Genomic DNA, 20,426 nt, shown 5'->3' with positions numbered 1-20,426 from the left:
CCCACTTGGGTGTACCAACTGAAATATTTACAGCAGAATTCAGGAGTCAGAATTGGTGAATTCAGAAGTAAAACATGCTTTATACCTGGCTTTGAAATGAATCGTTGTGTACTTGACTTTCCTTGAAATCTGCTGTAAGTGAGAGTTATTTCTTCAAAAAGCGCTGACGCAGACGAGATATAAATCTATTCACTTCTGGTATTTTCATCGATGAAGCGATCGCAGCAAACACTGCAATCCCCACGAAGCCAGATACACACAATTGCAACACCAGAATCAGTAAACCTTCTTTACCTAAGAACTGTTGAGAAGCAACCAATGTCCCATAGCTTGCTACCCCAGCTACCAAGCTACCAGCAGTCAAACCCAAAATCGGCACACTCCACTCACGCCAAGGTAAACCATTAAGTTTTCGATCGAGCAACCATAACAGCATTAACATTGAACTGCAATTTACACCCACTGTTGCTAACACCAAACCGGGAGCGCCAAAAGGTTTAACAAAAAACCAATCTAATAAGATGTTGAGCAAGATGTTAAAAATACTGATGCGAAAAGGTGTCTGTCCATCGCCTAAAGCATAAAATACCCGCACCAAAACATCACGTCCCAAATAGACAAACATCCCAATTCCATAAGCGACTAACAAGGATGAAACTAGCTGTGTGGCTTCTGGCTTGAAAGCACCACGCTCATATACCACCTGTACAATGGGTACTGATAGTGCCACCATCAGCGCCCCTAGCGGTAGCATGGTGAAGGCAGTGAGTAGCAGTCCTTGGCGAATCCGTAATTTTAGCTCTGGCCAATTTTCGGGGCCGGCAAGTTTGGCAAATATCGGTAATAGGGGCAGTAAAATGATATTAGAAATAATCCCTAATGGAGTTTGCACTAATAGATTGGCATAGTTAAATCCTGCCGCCGCTCCAGGGATAGGACTAGCAAAATAAAGGTCAGTGGCAACATTAATTGGCATCATTCCAGAGGAAACTGTTGCCGGAGTCATGATTTTAATTACTTCTTGAACACCTGGGGATTTAAACTCAAACCGCAGGCGTAATGTGCCTAATCCTAACCGCCACTGGACAATTAGCTGCACTAACCACTGGAGAACGGCTCCTGCCAAGGTTCCCCAAGCTAACACCATTCCCCCGATTAAAGCGTACTCCGGTTTAATAATATCTTTGCCCAGTTGCATAGCCAAGATACCAAGTCCGGCAACAACCGTAATACTAGATAATAAAGGACTAATGGAGAGTAACCAATATTGATTGGCTGTATTGAGAGTACCAAAGCCAATGCCAATTAATCCCGAAAATAAAGCCATTGGTGCCATAATGCGGAGTTGTTGAATGGCGATCGCTCTGGTTGTCGCCTCCAAACCATGACCGACTAAATCAACGATCGCATCCGCAAATAAAACTTGAGCAACTGTCACCAACAACAGCACTCCAGCCACCAGCGTTGTCACAGTTTCCACTAGGGGAGCCGCTTCTTCTCGCCGACGCTTGGCTAAAACGCTGACGATCGCACTGTGTAATGGTCCATTTACACCACCGAGTAATATTAATAGAAAGCCAGGGATAATATAGGCATAACTATAGGCAGTGGCAGCAGCACCAACACCAAAAGCGGCAGCGATCGCTTGCTGCCGCACTAAACCGAAGACTTTACTAATTAAGGTGGCTGCGGCAACAATGCCAGCAATTCCAGCGAAAGAACGAGAGGGTTTTTGGTCTTGTTGTGTCACGAATATTACCCGACAACTCTTGCAGAGTGCATACTTTAAAACATTTAACCTGAAATTCCGCAATCTGTCAGGTAATTTTTGACAAATTAGTTATTTTAAGTGCGATGCCTAGGTTGGGCTACGCCTACGCCCAAAATTCAATTCCTGAGATTCCTATGATACAGCGAATTGAGGGTTGAAATTTACAGCTATTTTCAGGTAAATAGACCACGCGGTAGGGGCACAGCAATGCTCATACGTGTCAACTTAACGTGAAAGCCAGTCTCTAGGCAGCTTTTAAGATTGTCTCGAAAAGAAGTCTCCGACTCTTAATGCATTCCGAGAGGGCTGCCGCCTCAAGACTTGCGGCAGGCCGCAATTGAAGAGCATTGCCAGCAAGAGGCTGGAAACGAGATTTTAAAAGGGTTTTTGCTTAAGTTGACACCAATGAGCTTTTTCTGTGCCCCTACGACAGATGTGGTTCAAATACATGATTTCTGCTATAAACCCATAGGCGCGGCGCGATCGGCAGGGTAGGGGCGCAGAGAATTCGCTAAGATTTTACGGAAAGCTGTGCTTAGTCATGTCTTCTGCTGTCTACAAACCAAAATTATTTTTTAACCGATTACGAAGATAGATAAAGATTGGGGAACTATAAGAATAATCATCTTCTGGGAAATAGTTAAAGACTGCAAAAATTTGCAGTTTGTCATATTTTTGAGGCTCTTTAACTCCATGAAGTTTGGGATGAGGAATCATTAATAATCCAGAGCAATGGAACCAAATTCAAATTTCACAGAAAATCAACTTCTCTTGTCAAGCGCTCAACTTCAAGAGCAACTAGAGCAACAAAAGGCTCTGGCGAGTGTAATTGTACGAATTCGGAAGTCTCTTGACTTAGAAACAATTTTTCAAACTACCGTTACACAAGTGCGACAGTTGCTAAATGCTGACCGAGTAGCAGTCTTCCAGTTTGACCTGGAAAAAGATTGGGAAGGAGAATTTATTTCTGAGGATGTTGCACTTGGCTGGGACTCAGTATTGGCACTAAAAGTTTACGATCACTGCTTTGGAGAACAATTTGCTTCCAGTTATCAACAAGGTAGAGTGCAAGCAGTAGCAGATATTTACAAGGCGGGACTGAGTGATTGTCATCTGGAAATTTTGAGTAAATTTCAGGTACAGTCCAACCTTGTTGTCCCACTATCGCGGGAGAACGAACTGTGGGGATTGCTTTGCATTCATCAATGCAGTGAAGCTCGTGACTGGAAAGAATCGGAAATTGAGTTTATTCGTCAAATTGCTGACCATCTTTCCGTTGCAATTCAACAAGCGAAGCATTTCCACGAAGTCCAATTGCAAGCCGCAAAATTGGCTCAAGCAGTTCAACGCGACCAAGTAATAGCTCAGATTGTTGATGAAATTCGTTCACCCATTGATATTGAAACCATCTTTAAAACCACAACTCAAGAAATACGCAAGCTGCTGCAAGCTGATCGAGTTGCCATCTTTAGGTTCAACCCAGATTGGAGTGGTAACTTTGTTGCTGAATCATTTGCGTCAGGCTGGACTCCCTTAGTTGGCGTTCAGCCTGCGATCGCTGATACTTATTTACAACACACCCAAGGGGGACGTTACGTTGACAATCAGACATTTACAGTTAATGACATTTATCAAGCCGGATTAACAGACTGCCATATAACCCTGTTGGAGCAATTCCAGGCAAAATCCTTTGCAACTGCCCCCATTCTCCAGGGAGATCAACTTTGGGGAGTCATCGCTGCCTACCAAAATACCTCACCCAGACAGTGGCAATCTTATGAAGTCGAATCATTGACCAAAATCGGCACACAAATTGGTGTGGCACTGCGACACTATAAGTTGCTGGGATATGCTCAGTACCAAGCAGAGCAACAAAAGACATTAACTAGCGTGATTACTCGAATTCGGGAGTCTTTAGATTTAGATACAATCTTCCAGACTACTGTCACCGAGGTACGACAAATGCTGCAAGCAGACCGAGTGACAGTCGTTCGTTTTGACCTTCAAAAAGATTGGGAAGCAGAATTTATTTCTGAGGATGTTGTACCTGAGTGTAACTCGGTAATAGCAGAAAAAGTTTATGATTATTGCTTCGGTGAAAACTTTGCATACCTTTACGCGCAAGGTCGAGTAAATGCGATCGCTGACATTTATCAAGCAAAGTTTCCAGGTTGCTACGTCCAAATCCTAGAAAAATTTCAAGTGCGTGCAAATCTGGTCGCACCTCTCTTGAAAAAAGGTGAACTTTGGGGATTGCTGTGTATTCACCAATGTAACGCTCCTCGTGACTGGCAACCCTCTGAAATTGAATTCGCCAGTCAAATAGCCCAGCAATTGGGAGTCGCATTAAAACAGGATTCTTATTTAAAGCAAGTTCAAATGCAGGTTGTCCAGTTAGCAGAAGCCACCGAACGGGAGAAATCAATGGAACGGCAAGAACTGCTGGCTGCAACCATTGATAAAATCCGCCAGTCACTCGATATTAAAACTATTTTTATAACTACTACTCAATCTGTGCGAGAGTTGCTGGAAGTGGAGCGAGTTGCAATCTACCGCTTCAACTCGGATTGGAGCGGTAAATTTGTGGCAGATTCCTTTAAAGATGGTTGGAAACCTGTTACACAAGCCCAACCAATGATTAGAGAAACTTTTGAGGATACAGACGACGATAACGAACTTCCGCGTAACGAAACCTTTGTTCCGATTCGGGAAGGTGAAAAATTATGGGGATTATTAGTTGCTTATCAAAATTCGCAACCGCGTTATTGGAAAGAGGAAGAAATTAATTTATTGGCTCAAGTAGGGGTGCAATTTGGAATTGCAATTCAGCAAGCGGAATTACTCGAACAAACTAAACGTCAAACCTTAGAACTTACTCAAGCCCTGCAAGAATTAAAACAAACTCAGACTTGGTTAATTCAGGGTGAAAAAATGGCAGGTTTAGGACAACTACTTGCTGGAGTCGCGCATGAAATCAACAATCCTATCAGTTTTATTTTTGGTAATCTGATCCATTTAAATGAATATACTCAAGAACTGTTAAACGTTGTGGAACTTTACCGTCAAAACTCCTCCTTATTGCCAACTGTCCAACAGCAAATTGACAAGACTGATTTGGACTTTCTCATGGAAGATTTACCCAAAACCCTTGAGTCAATGAAAGTAGGAACAGAGCGGATTTGTGAGATTGTGCTATCACTGCGTAACTTTTCTCGTACAGATGAGGTTGAATTGAAGCCAGTAGACATTCATGAAGGATTGGATAGTACTTTGCTAATCTTAGGGCATCGCCTCAAAAATAATAAAAAACGCCCAGCTATTGAGATTGTTAAAGAATATGGTAGTTTACCTTTGCTCGAATGCTATCCCGCGCAATTAAATCAAGTGTTTATGAATCTTTTGAGTAACAGTATTGATGCATTAGAGGAAAAGTTTAAAACTATACAGGAAAACTATTTGAATTTGTCCCAAAGGTGTCCGATAATACCCTTGACTATCTGGATTAGTACGCAAGCCGTTAATAACCAGATTGTAATTAGAATAGCTGATAATGGTTTGGGGATTCCAGAAGAGGTGCGATCGCACATTTTTGACCCCTTTTTCACCACCAAAGGAATAGGTAAAGGTACAGGGTTAGGATTATCTATCAGTTATCAAATCGTGGTTGAAAAACATCATGGTCAGATTAAATGTTCCTCTAAACCAGGAGAAGGAACAGAGTTTTTGATTGAAATTCCCACCACTAGTTAAAGGTGAATGATTTTCGACAATTCTCAGTTAATCTTAAGTAGGGGAGCCAGGATAAGCAGAGGTTTCCTCCGTTCCCCGAAGGCATCATACAGCGTATTGCGTTACGCTAGCTATACACCAGCATTAATAACTTGGTTAGCAGTCAGCTTCAGTTCAGGGAATGTGGGAATTTCAATAATTTGTTCTCCCCTATAGACTGCTTCATCGTAAAAACCTTCAACCAAAGTTAGAACTGTTACCCGCTTATCTATCACTTTGCCATTTTGGTCAAAGTCCAGAAAATCAACCAGCAGATAAACTGGGATGCCAAGAATATTGTATTCTGCTCTTTTGGCTCGATGGTCACGGCTTTCAGTTCCTGCACTCACGACTTCAACAACCAAAAGTGGGGGTTCATCGAGTTCAATGACGGCTTCTCTGTTTCTCAGACTTTTCCACTGTTCCAAAGGCAAAACTGTGACATCAGGAACTCTAGAAGTATCTCGCCTACCAACTTGAGGGACTCTGACGCCGATAGCAGCTTGACGCGCAACCCAATCTAGTCCTAGTCGCTCAATTTCTGTTGTCAAACCACGTTCTAGAAAGTGCATAACTTCACCATGTCCACCACGAGGTTGAGCCACTGGTATCAATTCTCCCCGTTCCAGTTCATAGCGTGTGTCAGTGCCATCGTTATAAGTTAAATATTGGTCAAAGGTAACTATTTGTTTAGTTGTAGTCATGTTGCTACCTTCGTCTATACTCAATATAGTTTAGGATAATTTGGGGTGCGATCGCAGAATTAATAAGACATAGTTTAATACAGAATTTGTATTTTCCATTTTTTCTGTAAAATGTCTCTGTTTTTATGCTCAACGCGGAGATTTTTTACTTACAACCTAAACTATCTCGCGTTGACACACCTGTAACCGAATTTACGCCATCGGCTTTTTCACACAGCAGCGACACTTGATAACGGTCAATCAAAGCGTCTGTAAAATCAGCACCAGTGATATCAGCATCGTAAAAACGGCTGCTCGTCAAAGTTGCTTCTGTAAAAATGACATTTTTCAGGTTAGCACTATCCATAGTCACGCGATCGACTAAAGCGCCGCTCAAGTTCGCACCTTCCAGATTTGCTTTTAATAAAATTCCCTTAGTCAGAATTGCATTGCTTAAATTCGCCCCTTGGAAATTCGCCCCCCGCATTTCTGCTGCCACAAAAGTCACACCTGCCAAATCAGCATGAGAAAAGTCACGATTTTCTAAATTTATATTGTTGTAGTTGATTGTGTTTGCTTGAGCAAAAGCCGGTTTGGGATTAAGTATTATCCACAAAAATGCTAGTATCAAAATCGCAATCAAACTAAAAAACCTGAGTAAAATCTTTTTCATAACTTTATTATTTTTCACTAGTCCCCGAAGTTCTGATCGCCGGAAGCCGGCGCTCAGACTTCTCTCTTTGTCATTTAACCAATGACTAATGACCAATGACCAATGACTAATGACTCTTACCTATTTCCAATCTTTACCAATGCGGATTGTCAGATCAGATTCTAAATCACCGATCGCCGACACTTCTATTTGACCCAAGCCTAAGACTTTTTGCAAATCAACTCCAACTCGCCGGTTGCCTTTTTGGACAACAATCTGAGTTTGACGTTGGGTATCTGGCCAATCAGGCACTTTGTAAATATTAGTAAAGCCTTTCTGTTTGAGATAAGCAATAACTTTTTCAGTTAGCTGAGGTTGATTGGAAGCATTTTGAATAGCAATTTTGAGGTTAGGAACCCGGCGCATATCTGGTTTCAGACCAGGTACATTTACCCCAACATAATCATTCAACAGGCTCTGTTGTCCAGTCATGTTCAGCCAATAGCTATCAGGATCTTTGCTAAAACGGCTAAACGTACCAGGCAACATGGTCATTTGGAAATTATCTCGATCCAAGTTCAGACCGAAGTTCACCAACGCCATCATTTCTTCCATCTTCAGGTTGGTATCAAAGTATTTTCGCATCAAACGAGTTAATTGAGGCAACCTGGGTAAGACGGTAGGACTATTTAAGCGTTGCAGCAGGGCTGCTGTTAGTGCTTGCTGACGCTGCACTCTCGGCAAATCTCCCAAACCTGGTTCGCGGAATCGGACAAACTCTTCTGCTTGTTCGCCGTTGATGGTTTGCCAGCCACTGACTAAATTAATCGACAGCCGACTGCTAGAGTCTTTATATTCCATTGATTTGGGAATAAAGACCTCTACTCCGCCTAACTGATCGACTAACTGCCGTAAGCCACTAGTAGAAATACGGATATAGCGATCGATTGGGGCATTGTTTAAGGTACGGCTAACTACCCGTGCTGCCAAGACTGGGCCGCCTTTGGTATTGGCATCAGATACCTTAGTTAATCCCTTTTCTCCCTTTTCGGGGATGGCGATCATCGTATCTCTGGGAATGGAAAGCACCCGTACAGATTTGTCACTAGGGTTCAGGCGTACCAGCAGCATGGTGTCGCTTTTGCCAGCAAAGCTTTCTGGTGAACCATCAACAGTACCACTGACTGGTTCAATCCCCATAATTAAAATATTCATCGGTCGTGAAAGCTGGTACTGTGAGAGTTTGCTCCATAACTCCCCAGGTAGTGGTATTTTTACCTCGTCTTTAGCAGTAGTTCCTAAATCTTCATCTGTTCGATCTAGATTGCTCCATAACGGAGTCCACAGCGCTAACGTTGATACCAGCAAACCAGATAAGATGATGCCGATGACAACCGTCATGATCCACAACAGCCATCGAGGCATGGTCAAGCCCAGTCTCTCATAAAGCTGATTGGGAATTGCACCCACTGATTCGACGACGCTACGGTTCGGATTCGCTGGCTGGTTTAGTTCGACATCTTCCTCCTCTGAGTCTGCTACTAGTGCAGGCGTTACCTGATTTTCCGTTCGTTGAATTTGCGCCGATCGCACTTCAGTTTCAAATTCTACTACTTGCTGAGATGTCAGCGGATTTTCCGACCATTCGACTTGTTTTATCACAATTATTTCCCCACTCAACCACTCCCTAAAAGTTATGTTAATCGAAGCTACAAATATTGCCAGTGGAAAAGGTCACTGTAAACTTGTAATGTTCTTCGGTAAGCGTGTATGACAACATGAATACTTTATTGTTCCCCGTAATCCTTGCTGGTGGTAAAGGTGAACGTTTTTGGCCTCTGAGTCGCAAAGACCGACCCAAACAATTTTTAAGTCTTGATGGTAGCTCTAGAAGCTTATTACAAGCAACCGCCGATCGATTGATAGAACTCGGTGGCGGTTGGGATTCCTTGTGGGTTATCACTTCTAGTCAGATAGCTGAAGGGGTACGACAACAATTACCTGATCTACCAGTTGAAAACTTACTGATCGAGTCGGAAGGAAGAGACACAGCCGCAGCCGTTGCTTGGACAAGTTTAGAAATCAAACAGCGCTATGGAGAAGACGCTGTGATTGGCTTTTTCCCTGCTGACCACTGGATTGCTGACCAAAAGGCGTTTGCACACACATTAAGCGCGGCTACGCAACTGGCAGCAAGCACAGCAGCGATCGTTACATTGGGGATCAAGCCTACTTTTCCATCAACCGGTTATGGCTACATTGAACAAGGTGAAAAAATAGGTAGCTTTAATGAGTTGCCAGCTTATCACGTCAACCGTTTTACTGAAAAGCCCGACCGTGAAACAGCAGAAACTTTTTTATCTACGGGACGCTTTAGCTGGAATAGTGGAATGTTCGTTTTTCGGGCAGGGGTTGTTCTCAAGGAACTACATACCCATGCTCCAGAAATTATCGAACCTTTAGAGCAACATGGTCCTGATATCTATCCCCAGTTGCCTAAGAAAAGTATAGACTATGCGCTAATGGAAAAGACAACTCTAGCATACGTTTTGCCAGTTGATTTTGGTTGGGATGATTTAGGAGATTGGAATGCGATCGAACGCTTACTGAAGACAGAAGAGACTCCAAATGTGGAACTCGCTACTCACGTAGGGTTGGATACGCAGGGAGCGATTATTTATGCCTCAAATCCAGAAGACGTAGTTGTTACTATTGGTTTAGAGGATGTGGTGATTGTGCGCGATCGCAATGTCACCCTTATTGTTAAAAAAGAACGTACCCAGGAAATCAAGCAGATCCTCAAAATTCTCCAAAACGATTCCCGATTTACTGACCTGCTATAAAAGTTAAAACCCCTGGCAGAGGCGAAAAAGTCTATTTTTCCATTATAACTTGACTGTCCAAAAGCAGAGCATTGGATATTGGGCATGGGGCATTGGGCATTGGGCATTGGGCATTGGATATTGGGCATGGGGCATTGGGAAAATTCTTTCCTCATCTCCCTCATCTCCCTCATCTCCCCCACTCTCCACTCCCCATTCCCCATTCCTCATTCCCCATTCCCCACTCCCCACTCCCCACTCCCCAAAATGTTCCTCACCCAAACTGTTCCCCGTCAACGAGAAATTCTTGAAGTATTCCTTCGCAATGGTTGGGACTATATGCGAAGGCTACTTACTGGTGGCAAAGCTGATGAACCCCAGCTACCTACACCTGCGGTTTTAAAAAATATCCTGGTAGACTTGGGGCCAGTTTACGTTAAACTTGGTCAGCTACTCTCCACCCGTCCAGATTTACTTAGCGCCGCCTACATTGAGGAACTGTCAACTCTTCAAGATGAAGTACCAGCAGTTCCTTGGTCAGAGATCGAAATAGTCCTCCGCAAAGAATTAAAACGTTCACTAGCAGAAACCTTCAGCACAATTAACCCGATTCCCGTAGCGGCAGGATCAATTGCTCAGACACATCGCGCTACATTAGCAGACGGTCGAGAAGTCGCTCTGAAAGTGCAACGTCCGGGAATTGATATTACTATTGCCCAAGATATTGCCTTAATTCAAGGGATTGCCGATTTAGTGGCACGTACTGAGTTTGGGCAAACCTACGAAATCAAATCTACCGCCGAAGAATTTACCAAAGCTCTAGAAGCTGAATTAGATTTTAAACGGGAAGCGGGTTTTACAGACCAACTGCGGCGCAACTTATCTAAAAGTCGTTGGTTTGATCCGACACAAATAGTGGTTGCGGAAATTAACTGGGAATTGACCACAGAAAAATTACTGGTGATGGAATGGTTGGATGGAGTGCCGTTCCTGTCGGCGGATTTGAACAGCAACACCAATGGTAAAGACCCTGCTGTACAGCGTAAAGAAATAACTACTTTGTTATTTCGGGTGTTTTTTCAGCAACTATATATTGATGGCTTTTTTCACGCTGATCCTCATCCAGGAAACTTGTTTTATCTCAAAGATGGTCGTGTTGCCCTCTTAGACTGTGGCATGGTGGGAAGACTTGATCCGCGTACACAGCAGATATTAACAGAAATGTTGTTAGCGATCGTTGATTTAGATGCTCAAAGGTGCGCTCAGTTAACTTTGCAGCTCTCAGACTCTGCTCAACCAGTAATTTTATCGCGGTTAGAAAATGATTACGATCGCATGTTACGAAAATATCACAACGTCAGCCTAACGCAAATAAACTTCAGTCAGATAATCTATGAAGTTTTACAAGTTGCCCGCAACAATAAAATTAGGTTGCCTAGTAATATGGGTTTGTATGCCAAAACCATAGCGAATTTAGAGGGTGTAGCGCGGACATTCAACCCGGAGCTTAATTTTTTTGATGAAGTTAAACCATTAATTACAGACTTGTTTCGTCGGCAATTACTAGGCGATAATCCAGTGCGATCGCTCCTAAGAACAGCCTTGGATATTAAAAGTCTGTCTCTCCAATCTCCTCGCCAAATAGAACTATTATTAGACCGAGTTACCTCAGAAACCTTACAGTGGAATCTATCGCTGCGGGGATTAGATGGTGTGCGGCGGACTATGGACGATGCGGCTAACCGACTATCTTTTAGTATTTTAGTGGGTTCGCTGATTATGGGTGCAGCAATTATTTCCACCAGAGCGCAGACAACAGAGCTATCTTTTTTAAGCAGCATTCTATTTGCAGTCGCTAGTTTATTGGGTTTGTGGTTAATTATCAGTACATTGCGATCGGGGCGTTTACGGTAAAACCTATATGTTGTGCTAGGAAATTATGATCGCTGTCACTAGCAAAAATCCCTGCTTCAGTATTTAGAACCACAGATACATACAGCAATTTTACTTCTGACCCTGCCAATTTTAGATTTTGGATTGAAGGAAAAATCTAAAACCTAAAATCTAAAATTCAATGACTCCTGCTGTAAACAGCGCTAAACACCAATGATTTATGTGTGTTTACCTATGTAAATGGGTATGAATAATTAAAGATTTGTACTAAGGGGAGCATCTCAGTGAAAGCAAATATACCAGATGAGAAACAATATTCTTGCTCCCTCTCCTTACTAAGGAGAGGGTTGGGGTGAGGTTTTACAAGGCTTTTACAAAAGTGAAATGCTCACTGTAGTAAGCGGCTCCAGCCTTACTAATAGCCAATTTAATTAAACTTATATTACGTAACATCCTTTGATTTATTCTTGCCCACTTACTTACATCTGTGATTCTAATATAAAAAATATGTCAATCATCATTGCTGAAAATCTGAGTAAATCTTATCCAGTAGCAGTTAAAAATCCGGGTATTAAAGGTACAATCACCCACTTTTTCCACCGCACCTACCGCTCAATTAAAGCAGTTCAGGATGTTTCCTTTGAAATTGCCCCTGGTGAAGTAGTGGGGTTTTTGGGGCCAAATGGTGCTGGTAAAACCACCACACTCAAAATGCTCACAGGGCTGATTCATCCTTCTAGCGGTACAGTCACAGTCGCAGGACAAATTCCGTTTCATCGTAAAGAAACATTTTTGCAAAAAATTACCTTGGTAATGGGGCAAAAGCAGCAGCTAATTTGGGACTTGCCAGCGCTGGATTCTTTGAAAATAAACGCTGCTGTATACGACATCTCTGATAAAGAGTTCCAACGGCGGGTAGGGGAATTAACAGAGATGCTTTCCCTAGAAGGCAAGCTAACCCAACCAGTGCGGAAACTGTCTTTGGGTGAGCGGATGAAGGCAGAATTGCTAGCAGCACTTTTGCACCGTCCCCACGTATTATTTCTAGATGAACCAACGCTGGGATTGGATGTAAATGCTCAAGCAGCAGTGCGCGAATTCTTGCGCGAGTACAATCAGCGTTATCAGGCTACAGTGCTGTTGACGAGTCATTACATGGCTGACATCACAGCTTTGTGTCAACGGGTGCTGTTGATTCACGAGGGGAAGCTGATGTATGACGGTAGCTTAAATGGACTGCTGGAAAGTTTTGCTCCTTATCGGGAAGTCCATATAGAGTTAGCCCAACCTCTACCGATAGAAAAACTTATGACCTATGGTAATGTACAACTTTTAGAAGGGCGATCGGTGCGTTTTATGGTGTCGAGAGAGGCGCTCACCCGCACCGTTTCTCAGATTTTGGCGGATTTGGAGGTAATTGATTTAACTGTCACCGAACCGCCTGTAGAAGAAGTGATTGGACGAGTTTTTCAGGCAGGTGTTGTGTAGTTAACTAATAGGAGTAGAGTTGCCAAGGGGAGAATGCATCATAGATGAAAAAATTTATTAGAAAAGCTCTAACTTTTCTGTCAGTATACTACGCCTATATGGTTGAATATCGGGCAGAACTAATCTTATGGGTTTTGGCTGGGTCTTTACCGATTATCCTTATGGGTGTCTGGATACAGGCGGCACAAGGGGGACAGTTTGGGCTATCACCTGTGGATTTTGTCCGCTACTTTATCACGGTTTTCATTATCAGACAACTCACAGTTGTTTGGGTAATTTGGGACTTTGAAACAGAGGTAGTGGAAGGCAAGCTTTCACCCAGGTTGCTACAACCACTCGACCCAGTATGGCATCATGTTGCGGGGCATATTTCTGAAAGATTTGCCCGCCTAACGTTTGCTTTTCTCTTAGTCGCATTATTTTTTATTCTCTATCCCCAGGCTTTTTGGATACCAAGTTTGAGTAGATTTTTGCTATTTACATTGTCCGCAGTGCTAGCTTTTGCTTTGCGGTTTATGATTCAGTACACCTTTGCCATGTTCGCCTTTTGGACAGAACGGGCTAGCGCTTTAGAAAATTTCTGGTTGTTGTTTTATTTATTTTTATCTGGTTTGATAGCACCTTTAGAGGTCTTTCCAGAACCTGTGCAGAAAATAGTGATGTTTACGCCTTTTCCCTATTTGATTAATTTTCCTGCGAGTCTTTTGGTAGGGCTACCCGTGGATATAGTGCGGGGATTTTGGTCAATGCTGGGATGGATATTAGTGTTTTGGGGTGCGAATCGCTTGCTTTGGCGTGCGGGTTTGAAGCGGTATTCTGGGATGGGAGCATGAACAATTCTTAATTATGAGGTTTATCACCCCAGAGTTTGGCTAAGTTGAGGAAATTTTAAGGCTGCGGATAAGTTCATCCACTTCATGTAAAGTATTCATCTTTAATACGCCTCGGTAAATTGCCTTTAATTGTTCTAAATCGGAAATTTGAGAGATTTCTGACATCAGTTTTAATCCTTCGCAGCCAAATTTTCTCTCTAAAGCAGATTCAAGTTCAGGCAGAAAACCTTCTCGCCAACCTTTTTTATAACCTTTTTTGAAACTTTCTTGATAAAAGAAAGATTTCTCGAACACTGACATATACCACCTCATAATTTGCCAAACTCAAGAAAGTTCCATTACTTCAAATGAATTGCCGTAATTCATCTAAAGTATTCACGCTCTTAATTCCCTGCTGAATTGCTTTTAATCTATCTAAATCTGAAATTTGAGAGATTTCTGGCATCACTTGCAATCCCTCAGTGCCGAGTTTTATCTCCAAAGCGAGTTCAATACCTGATAGTATCTCTTCTCGCCGTCCTTCTCGCCGTCCTCGTTCTTCGCCACGTTGTTCCCCACGTTTTTCCCCACGTTCTTCCCCTTCTCTCAAAATTTGTTGATACCAGGGAGATTCGTGTAATATTGCCATATCCCACCTCATAATTTGCTGAACTATAGCGCTGTCTAATACGAAGGTAGCAAAAAAAGCCATGACGGTTTCTAACTGGCTCAATTGTTCATCGGCGCGGAGAATTTGCAATGCCCGTTGCACAGTGGATTCTTCTGCACCTCCCTTGAGAATTGGGACAAAGGGAAGCAAGGAAGGAACAGGTTGAGTAAAAGCGATTTCCACATCGACTTCCCAAAGGTTGATAACCCGGTAGTCTTGACGCGCCTGTAAACCTGCAAATTGCGATTCATAGCTGGTGGGAATTTCAACATCACTTTCTTTGAGGATGTTAACTAGTACCAGATAGGTAGGCAAATTGTACTTTTCTTCTGCCAGTGCTGCGTATGCCCGCATCCGTTTGGGCATTTCGATTTGTAGCGTAATTGTAATTCGTTAAGTACTATAAATTCGCCATATTGGGGACTGGTGGCGCGGACTAATACATCGCTTTCACGGCTAATCCACTGGAATTCGGAGTTGATAATTTCTCCGAATACAATATCGGGAATCTGTGAGCCAGCGCGTTGCGGGGGTTCCCGCCGTTGTAGCGACTGGCGAACCCTTTAGGGTGTTACCCATTTTAGCCAATTTTCGGGCGCGAGGCTGATTAATCGCTTGGTGCTAATATCTGCTGCTTTAGCCATAGGAGATGTAGATGACCATAGTTGTAGTTTATGGCTAAAGTGACGATATCTACGATGGGTTAGACCTATGCACTGATGTACTTTGCTAGAGATTTTATAAATTACTCGGTATGGTCTTAAACTTTTCCGCCGACCCCAAAGAATAATCTTCTAACTTAAAATCAGCAAAAGGTTTCTTTTCCAACCTATCTCGTAATGCCTCATCCAGAATTAAACCTGCTGATTGTTTTTTAACCCCAATAATTATAATACTTTTCTGATATTTAGTTAAATCCTGATTCCCCTGACAATCACTCCGTTGAAATTGTCCCAAATTTAATATACGATAACCTTTGACGCTTGGTGTATTAATAAATAAATTTTTCACTAAATATTGTATTTGTTTGGAACGTTCTAGAGCCATACGTTCTTGAACTGCTATATCACCTTTACAAGAAACTGTACCTACAGAGATAATCTCACTAGGGTCTTCCATTATATTCTGTATACCTTCTTGTTCTAAGTTCAACTTTAAAAGGTCTAGACTAATAATTTCATTATTATATTTAATTTGAAAATTGCTACCTAAAAGCCATTTATATTCTAGTGATAAAACAGCTATATTAAATTCCGCCACCTTCCCCTGACTGTCCCTACCTTCTTTATAAGGAAAATAATCAATCTTACCTTTTTTATCTGGAGATTGTTCGGAATTTGCCATCAAAGTAAATTTTGATGTCCGCGTTGCTAAAGCTACTATACTCAGTAATCCTAATATTACTAGCATGACTGCAAAAAATGCCAGTAGTCGTACTTCTTCTGGCTGTTTATCTGGAGGCGACAAAGTTTTAGTAATTGGCGCGGATAACTGCTCGGTGTTAAGATTGCCTACTAAATTAATATTTGTAGGAGTAGTTTCTGTTAGTTGGGTTTCAATTTCTTCTAGGCGGTGTGAAATTTCCTTAGTATTGGCAGGACGCTTTTCTATATCCGGTAGTGTTAACCAATCAATTAAATTCAATAGTAAGGGTGAGATATGGATGGCATGATTTTGCCAGTGCAACAAATTGTGCTGCATATCATACATATCGAAGGGATGGTATCCCGTAAGTAAAAATACAAATGTGCGTCCCAAGGCAAAGAAATCTGATTGCGGTACTGCTTGAGCATTCATTTGTTCTGGAGCGCTGTAGCCAGATGACATAAGTGCTGTCATCCCGTCGCCGTTGCTGAGTTGGTTTGGGTAAGTTCTGTCCATTTCAGTGGCGGTGCCAAAATCAATTAGTACCAAATCCCCCCAACTCTTCCCAAGGGGGGATCGAATCATGATATTAGATGGCTTAATATCTCGATGTAAGTACTGTTTGCTATGCACTAAATCCAAAATTTCTATTAACTGTTTTAACCAGGCGATCGCTTGTTCTTGAGAAATAGGCTGATTATGCTGCTGTAGCCATTGTTCTAAGTTGTACCCATCGATTTTTTCCATTGCAATGCAATGCAACACTAAACCGTTTCGGGTTTGATACTGGAAGTAACTATCTTCGTTAGGAATGCCGGGATGCTTGAATTGTCGCAATACGGTTACTTCTTGCTGAAATAGTTCTACTGCTTTGGCATCGCCTGATAGATTCTCTTTGAGTATCTTGAGGATTTTAGGGGTATCTTCTTCGTATGCTTCATAAACTTTACTAAACCCTGTTTTGTCACTCAATAAGCTCGTCACCCGATAACGCCCTAACAATTCCAGATGGGAACCACAGCTTTGACAAAAGCGGTTTTGATGATTATTCGGGTGATTTGGTTTAGGGCAAACGGGATTGATACAAAGGCTCATGACTGGGTAACTGGGGAGTGGGGAGTGGGGAGTGGGGAGTGGGGGAGATGAGGGAGATGAGGGAGATGGGGGAGATGGGGAGATGAGGGAGATGGGGAGAATAACCAATGCCCAATGCCTAATGCCCAATGCCCCATGCCCAATGCCCCATGCCCAATCCCCCTAGACATCGCTCCTATTAATTCTTCTGTTGTCGTAATGATAATCCCGTCTAATTAATAATCAGATTTCCTATTTGTGTTCTGCCAAGAAAGCTGCTACAGTTTGGTTAAATGCCTCTGGTTGTGTCAAAAACGGCCAATGATTGCCGGGAACTTGGCAGGTGCGTAGGTTTTTGAGATAGGTTTTGTAGGGTTTGATTTGCCAATCTTGGCGATTTAGACCTTGTTCTGGTTGGACAAAGAGGGCAGGGGTATCAAGGGGAATTGTAAAACCAGGCACTTGCATGACTTCCTCAAAAATCCCGTCGCGGGCGGCTATAGTAAATTTGCTGCCCCAAGTACCATCGAGTTTTTGTTCTATTCCTGCTTGGAAAACTTGCTGCTGTAAGGAACTCCATCCTTGATATTGCTTTAACTGCTGTGCTTGTTGTTCGGCTTCTTCATGACTGGCAAAGGGACCCATGCTTTTGAGAAAAGGCAAGAAGCGATACAACATCGGAAAAGTTACCCTGAAAAGGCTGGGCATTTTCCAAATGAAAATCGGATCGACCAAAATTATACTCCGCAAACGCTTTGGGTTTTGCCTTGCCCAGATGACGGCTAATTTGCCTGTCCACGAGTGGCTGACAATATGGGCAAAAGTCCATCCGAGATGATCCATGAGTGCTTCGAGGTCTGCGATCGCACTTTCAAAGCTATAATCTCTCTCAGGCTTACTACTTTGGCCATGTCCCCGCATATCTGGTGCAACTATGTGGTAGTCTGCCGCTAAGTAATCTCCTAAACTAGACCACACTAAAGCATGGTCGCCTAAGCCGTGTAACAGCAGTAAAGGTTCTTGACCTTGCTTCCACTCTAAGTAAGAAAGTTGGATATCAGGCTTTGATAAAGTTTGACGTACAGGCATCATTGCACATCCACCAGTGAAGAGATAGTTTCGCGTTTATATAATACTGCGAAAAAAGATGGTGAGCGTGAGGAGATGGGAGTTGACACCTATAACCAAGCCTTAAAATTCAAACTTGATGCTCTTTTCTCAATCGGTCAGTCAAATTAGCTGGATGCGATCGCGCATTTGGAGTTAGAGTAATTAAATCGTCAATATTGCGTTTCATTGTCTCGCAAATCGCATCTAGAGGTAAGTCGTTAGGGTCATAACCAAAGGGGTTTTCTATCTCCAAGCCGATGGCTTCAATCCCAAATACTGTAAAAGCAACGAACGCAGCAATTAAACCTGTCCACCAACCCAGACTCTCCACTATTTGAAATGGGAACAGGAAACAATATAGTAACAATAATTGCTTCAGATGAATAGAATAAGCTAATGGCATAGGTGTTTTTAAAATACGTTCGCAAGCACCTAAATTATCCACAAGATTATTCAATAATTCTTGCATAGATGTTAACTGGTAGCTATTAAGGCAATTGCGATGATACTGCTCCTGTAAATAATCTCCGATCCAAAAGGCAACCTCTATGGGAGGATTATTCATAATCTTCAGTTTTATATACTTACTAGATGGCATTAAATCTTCTAACTCGCTATTGACTGCTTCTCCCCGCAAATGTAATTTAGTTGTCACAGCAAAAGCTACCATTAAGTTTAATGCTGTAATTTTATTTTCTTTATCTTCTGGTGAGATTTCATCAATTGATACCCAAATTTGCCGCGCCAGATTTCGGATGTTATTTACTAAAGAACCCCAGCATTTTCTCCCTTCCCAAAATCGCTCATAAGCAGTATTTGTCCGAAATACAAGTAACAAACCTAAAACAATACTAGGAATAACACTTCCTAAAATAGGTTGGGATACAGGGACATCAAAATGGTAAAGTAGAGAAATCAAAAATCCGAAAGCTCCGCACCATAAAATATGTTTATAAATTGCTTTAATCACCGAACCTTTAAGTTGTAATGTTGTGCGTAGCCATGTGATTTTTTCGGCTGTCATACAGTCACCCTTAGAGAATATTTAGTGAACCGATAGATTAAACATTGATACTTTAAAAATAATAACTATAGAAATAGTCAACTTGAGACAGGGTGAATAGAATAGAGCCTCCGGCACGCTGACGCGTAGCTTGCTTCTCCGTAGGAGTACGCGGCTACACAAACGAAGTCCGCCTGCGCGGACTAAGGAAAAATTAAGGGTTTAAAACTCACCTCCGTGGGTTTTGCCTGTGTAGACGAGCCAGCCCTGCTTGCTGTGTTACTAAGGTAAAAATGACACTTGAGTGCTTATCGGCTGGAGAAGTTGATATTTCGCTTGCTTGGCAAAATCCCAAGTATCCAGAGCCACTAACAGTATAAATTCGACAGGTTCCTTGGTCAAGCCACAACTCCAAGCCCAGCTTTTGTTCATAGAATTCTGTGGACACATCGAGATCATGGGTATAAAAGAAAGTAACCTGCTGTTCAATTGGCGGATAATCAGACATAAAATACATTTGAGTATATACCCCAACGACATCTGGCGATCGCATAGGTAAGAATTGATTGATGTTAGAAACCTGTTACTACTCCAGAATGCCTTAAGCGCATCTGGAGTTTCTTTTGGGAAAAAGCGATGTCTACGACGGGCTGCGCCTACGAAATTTTCCAAATCAGCCGGATGTACCAGAACACGGCTGAATAACGATATATACTGAATTATTTATATCGAACACAGGGCATCACTTATTGATGTACCCCTCCCCTCCTACCAAGCAACTCTCGCAAAACAGCCCCAGTTCATCTGGGGCTGTTTTGCGTACTTCCAACAGAGAAGGTGTGTAAACGAGAAGCACAGTGGCTTATCCTCAGACACCTTTATCTAGATTTGAGTGTATACCCTGATGACGTAGGATTCTCTCATGGTGAAAATTTGATATAGGTAAATGCGTATTTTTCCTGACTCCAGATTTGCCACAAACATTTCTGGAGTTTTTTCATTATTGGAGTTTAAAGTTCTTTTTCTTCAGGGGTCATGGCTATGGTTTAAGTCAGTATTGTGTTCTCCCCATACTACACTCAGGAATCGGTATTTCTGCAAAAATGGATGCTCCCTCATACATCCTCTTTGGGACATAAACCCTGAAAATTTACGACCAGAAATCCTGCAAGGCTACACAGAAGCACAGGAACAAGGCTTAACTCCCAAGTTAAAATCAATAGACCTCTTGCAAAAGTCGCTCAGGCAAATTTGGATTGGAGGAGATGAAGCTCGTAATTGTAAAGAGCAGCAATCAGATTAAACCTCAAACCAA

Annotated in this window: 16 protein-coding genes and 1 pseudogene; 6 read left to right on the top strand and 11 right to left on the bottom strand. The window is 42.4% G+C overall.

Annotated elements, in window-relative coordinates; genetic code table 11:
- Nucleotides 1-145: 145 nt before the first annotated feature.
- Nucleotides 146-1,750 carry a murein biosynthesis integral membrane protein MurJ gene (murJ, locus tag V7L05_RS31320; protein WP_335170077.1) on the bottom strand — a complete coding sequence of 535 codons (1,605 nt, stop codon included), beginning with the start codon at nt 1,748-1,750 and terminating at the stop codon, nt 146-148.
- A 753-nt stretch (nt 1,751-2,503) separates the two neighbouring features.
- On the opposite strand from murJ, the gene V7L05_RS31315 reads away from it, so the two are divergent.
- Nucleotides 2,504-5,521: a GAF domain-containing sensor histidine kinase gene (locus tag V7L05_RS31315; RefSeq protein ID WP_335170076.1), complete on the top strand. Its 3,018-nt coding sequence runs from the start codon at nt 2,504-2,506 to the stop codon at nt 5,519-5,521.
- A gap of 110 nt (nt 5,522-5,631) precedes the next feature.
- On the opposite strand, the gene V7L05_RS31310 is transcribed toward V7L05_RS31315, so the two are convergent.
- The 3 genes from V7L05_RS31310 to V7L05_RS31300 form a co-directional block, all read right to left on the bottom strand.
- Nucleotides 5,632-6,243: a Uma2 family endonuclease gene (locus V7L05_RS31310; protein ID WP_335170074.1), complete on the bottom strand. Its 612-nt coding sequence runs from the start codon at nt 6,241-6,243 to the stop codon at nt 5,632-5,634.
- 145 nt (nt 6,244-6,388) lie between these two features.
- Nucleotides 6,389-6,895 (bottom strand): pentapeptide repeat-containing protein, encoded by a 507-nt coding sequence (locus V7L05_RS31305; protein WP_335170072.1) that lies wholly within the window; start codon nt 6,893-6,895, stop codon nt 6,389-6,391.
- Between the two features lie 120 nt (nt 6,896-7,015).
- Complete coding sequence (locus V7L05_RS31300) at nt 7,016-8,536, bottom strand: LCP family protein (protein ID WP_335170070.1); 1,521 nt, start codon at nt 8,534-8,536, stop codon at nt 7,016-7,018.
- A 116-nt stretch (nt 8,537-8,652) separates the two neighbouring features.
- On the opposite strand from V7L05_RS31300, the gene V7L05_RS31295 reads away from it, so the two are divergent.
- A complete protein-coding gene (locus V7L05_RS31295; protein ID WP_335170068.1) occupies nt 8,653-9,717 on the top strand; it encodes a mannose-1-phosphate guanylyltransferase in 1,065 nt (354 codons plus the stop codon).
- A gap of 42 nt (nt 9,718-9,759) precedes the next feature.
- On the opposite strand, the gene V7L05_RS31290 is transcribed toward V7L05_RS31295, so the two are convergent.
- Entirely contained in the window at nt 9,760-9,948 is a 189-nt protein-coding gene (locus tag V7L05_RS31290; RefSeq protein ID WP_335170066.1) for a hypothetical protein, read from the bottom strand.
- Nucleotides 9,949-9,963: 15 nt separating this feature from the next.
- Here V7L05_RS31290 and V7L05_RS31285 point away from each other — a divergent pair, with 15 nt between their 5' ends.
- From V7L05_RS31285 to V7L05_RS31275, 3 genes are all read left to right on the top strand, one after another.
- The gene (locus tag V7L05_RS31285; RefSeq protein ID WP_335170065.1) at nt 9,964-11,610 is read left to right on the top strand and encodes an ABC1 kinase family protein; all 1,647 of its coding nucleotides are present in this window, start codon (nt 9,964-9,966) and stop codon (nt 11,608-11,610) included.
- A 486-nt stretch (nt 11,611-12,096) separates the two neighbouring features.
- A complete protein-coding gene (locus tag V7L05_RS31280) occupies nt 12,097-13,077 on the top strand; it encodes an ABC transporter ATP-binding protein (RefSeq protein WP_335170063.1) in 981 nt (326 codons plus the stop codon).
- A gap of 44 nt (nt 13,078-13,121) precedes the next feature.
- The gene (locus V7L05_RS31275) at nt 13,122-13,910 is read left to right on the top strand and encodes an ABC transporter permease (protein WP_335170061.1); all 789 of its coding nucleotides are present in this window, start codon (nt 13,122-13,124) and stop codon (nt 13,908-13,910) included.
- A gap of 39 nt (nt 13,911-13,949) precedes the next feature.
- On the opposite strand, the gene V7L05_RS31270 is transcribed toward V7L05_RS31275, so the two are convergent.
- From V7L05_RS31270 to V7L05_RS31260, 3 genes and pseudogenes are all read right to left on the bottom strand, one after another.
- Complete coding sequence (locus V7L05_RS31270) at nt 13,950-14,210, bottom strand: hypothetical protein (RefSeq protein WP_442937110.1); 261 nt, start codon at nt 14,208-14,210, stop codon at nt 13,950-13,952.
- Nucleotides 14,211-14,253: 43 nt separating this feature from the next.
- A pseudogene (locus V7L05_RS31265) lies at nt 14,254-15,203 on the bottom strand (Rpn family recombination-promoting nuclease/putative transposase).
- A gap of 94 nt (nt 15,204-15,297) precedes the next feature.
- Entirely contained in the window at nt 15,298-17,019 is a 1,722-nt protein-coding gene (locus V7L05_RS31260; protein WP_335170058.1) for a serine/threonine-protein kinase, read from the bottom strand.
- A gap of 31 nt (nt 17,020-17,050) precedes the next feature.
- Here V7L05_RS31260 and V7L05_RS31255 point away from each other — a divergent pair, with 31 nt between their 5' ends.
- Nucleotides 17,051-17,185: a histidine kinase gene (locus tag V7L05_RS31255; protein WP_335170056.1), complete on the top strand. Its 135-nt coding sequence runs from the start codon at nt 17,051-17,053 to the stop codon at nt 17,183-17,185.
- Between the two features lie 65 nt (nt 17,186-17,250).
- Here the strand turns inward: V7L05_RS31255 and V7L05_RS31250 are convergent, their stop codons facing one another.
- The 3 genes from V7L05_RS31250 to V7L05_RS31240 all read right to left on the bottom strand — a co-directional run bounded on the left by V7L05_RS31250 (nt 17,251) and on the right by V7L05_RS31240 (nt 19,619).
- Nucleotides 17,251-18,087 carry an alpha/beta fold hydrolase gene (locus V7L05_RS31250; protein ID WP_335170110.1) on the bottom strand — a complete coding sequence of 279 codons (837 nt, stop codon included), beginning with the start codon at nt 18,085-18,087 and terminating at the stop codon, nt 17,251-17,253.
- A 109-nt stretch (nt 18,088-18,196) separates the two neighbouring features.
- Nucleotides 18,197-19,132, bottom strand: a complete 936-nt coding sequence (locus tag V7L05_RS31245; RefSeq protein WP_335170054.1) for a bestrophin family protein — start codon at nt 19,130-19,132, stop codon at nt 18,197-18,199.
- A gap of 208 nt (nt 19,133-19,340) precedes the next feature.
- Entirely contained in the window at nt 19,341-19,619 is a 279-nt protein-coding gene (locus V7L05_RS31240; RefSeq protein ID WP_335170053.1) for a VOC family protein, read from the bottom strand.
- Nucleotides 19,620-20,426 lie beyond the last annotated feature (807 nt).

This window comes from Nostoc sp., from assembly GCF_036917755.1.
GTDB lineage: Bacteria > Cyanobacteriota > Cyanobacteriia > Cyanobacteriales > Nostocaceae > Nostoc.
Note: the sequence above shows the minus strand (reverse complement) of the source record. Positions and strands in the feature narration are given on the sequence as shown.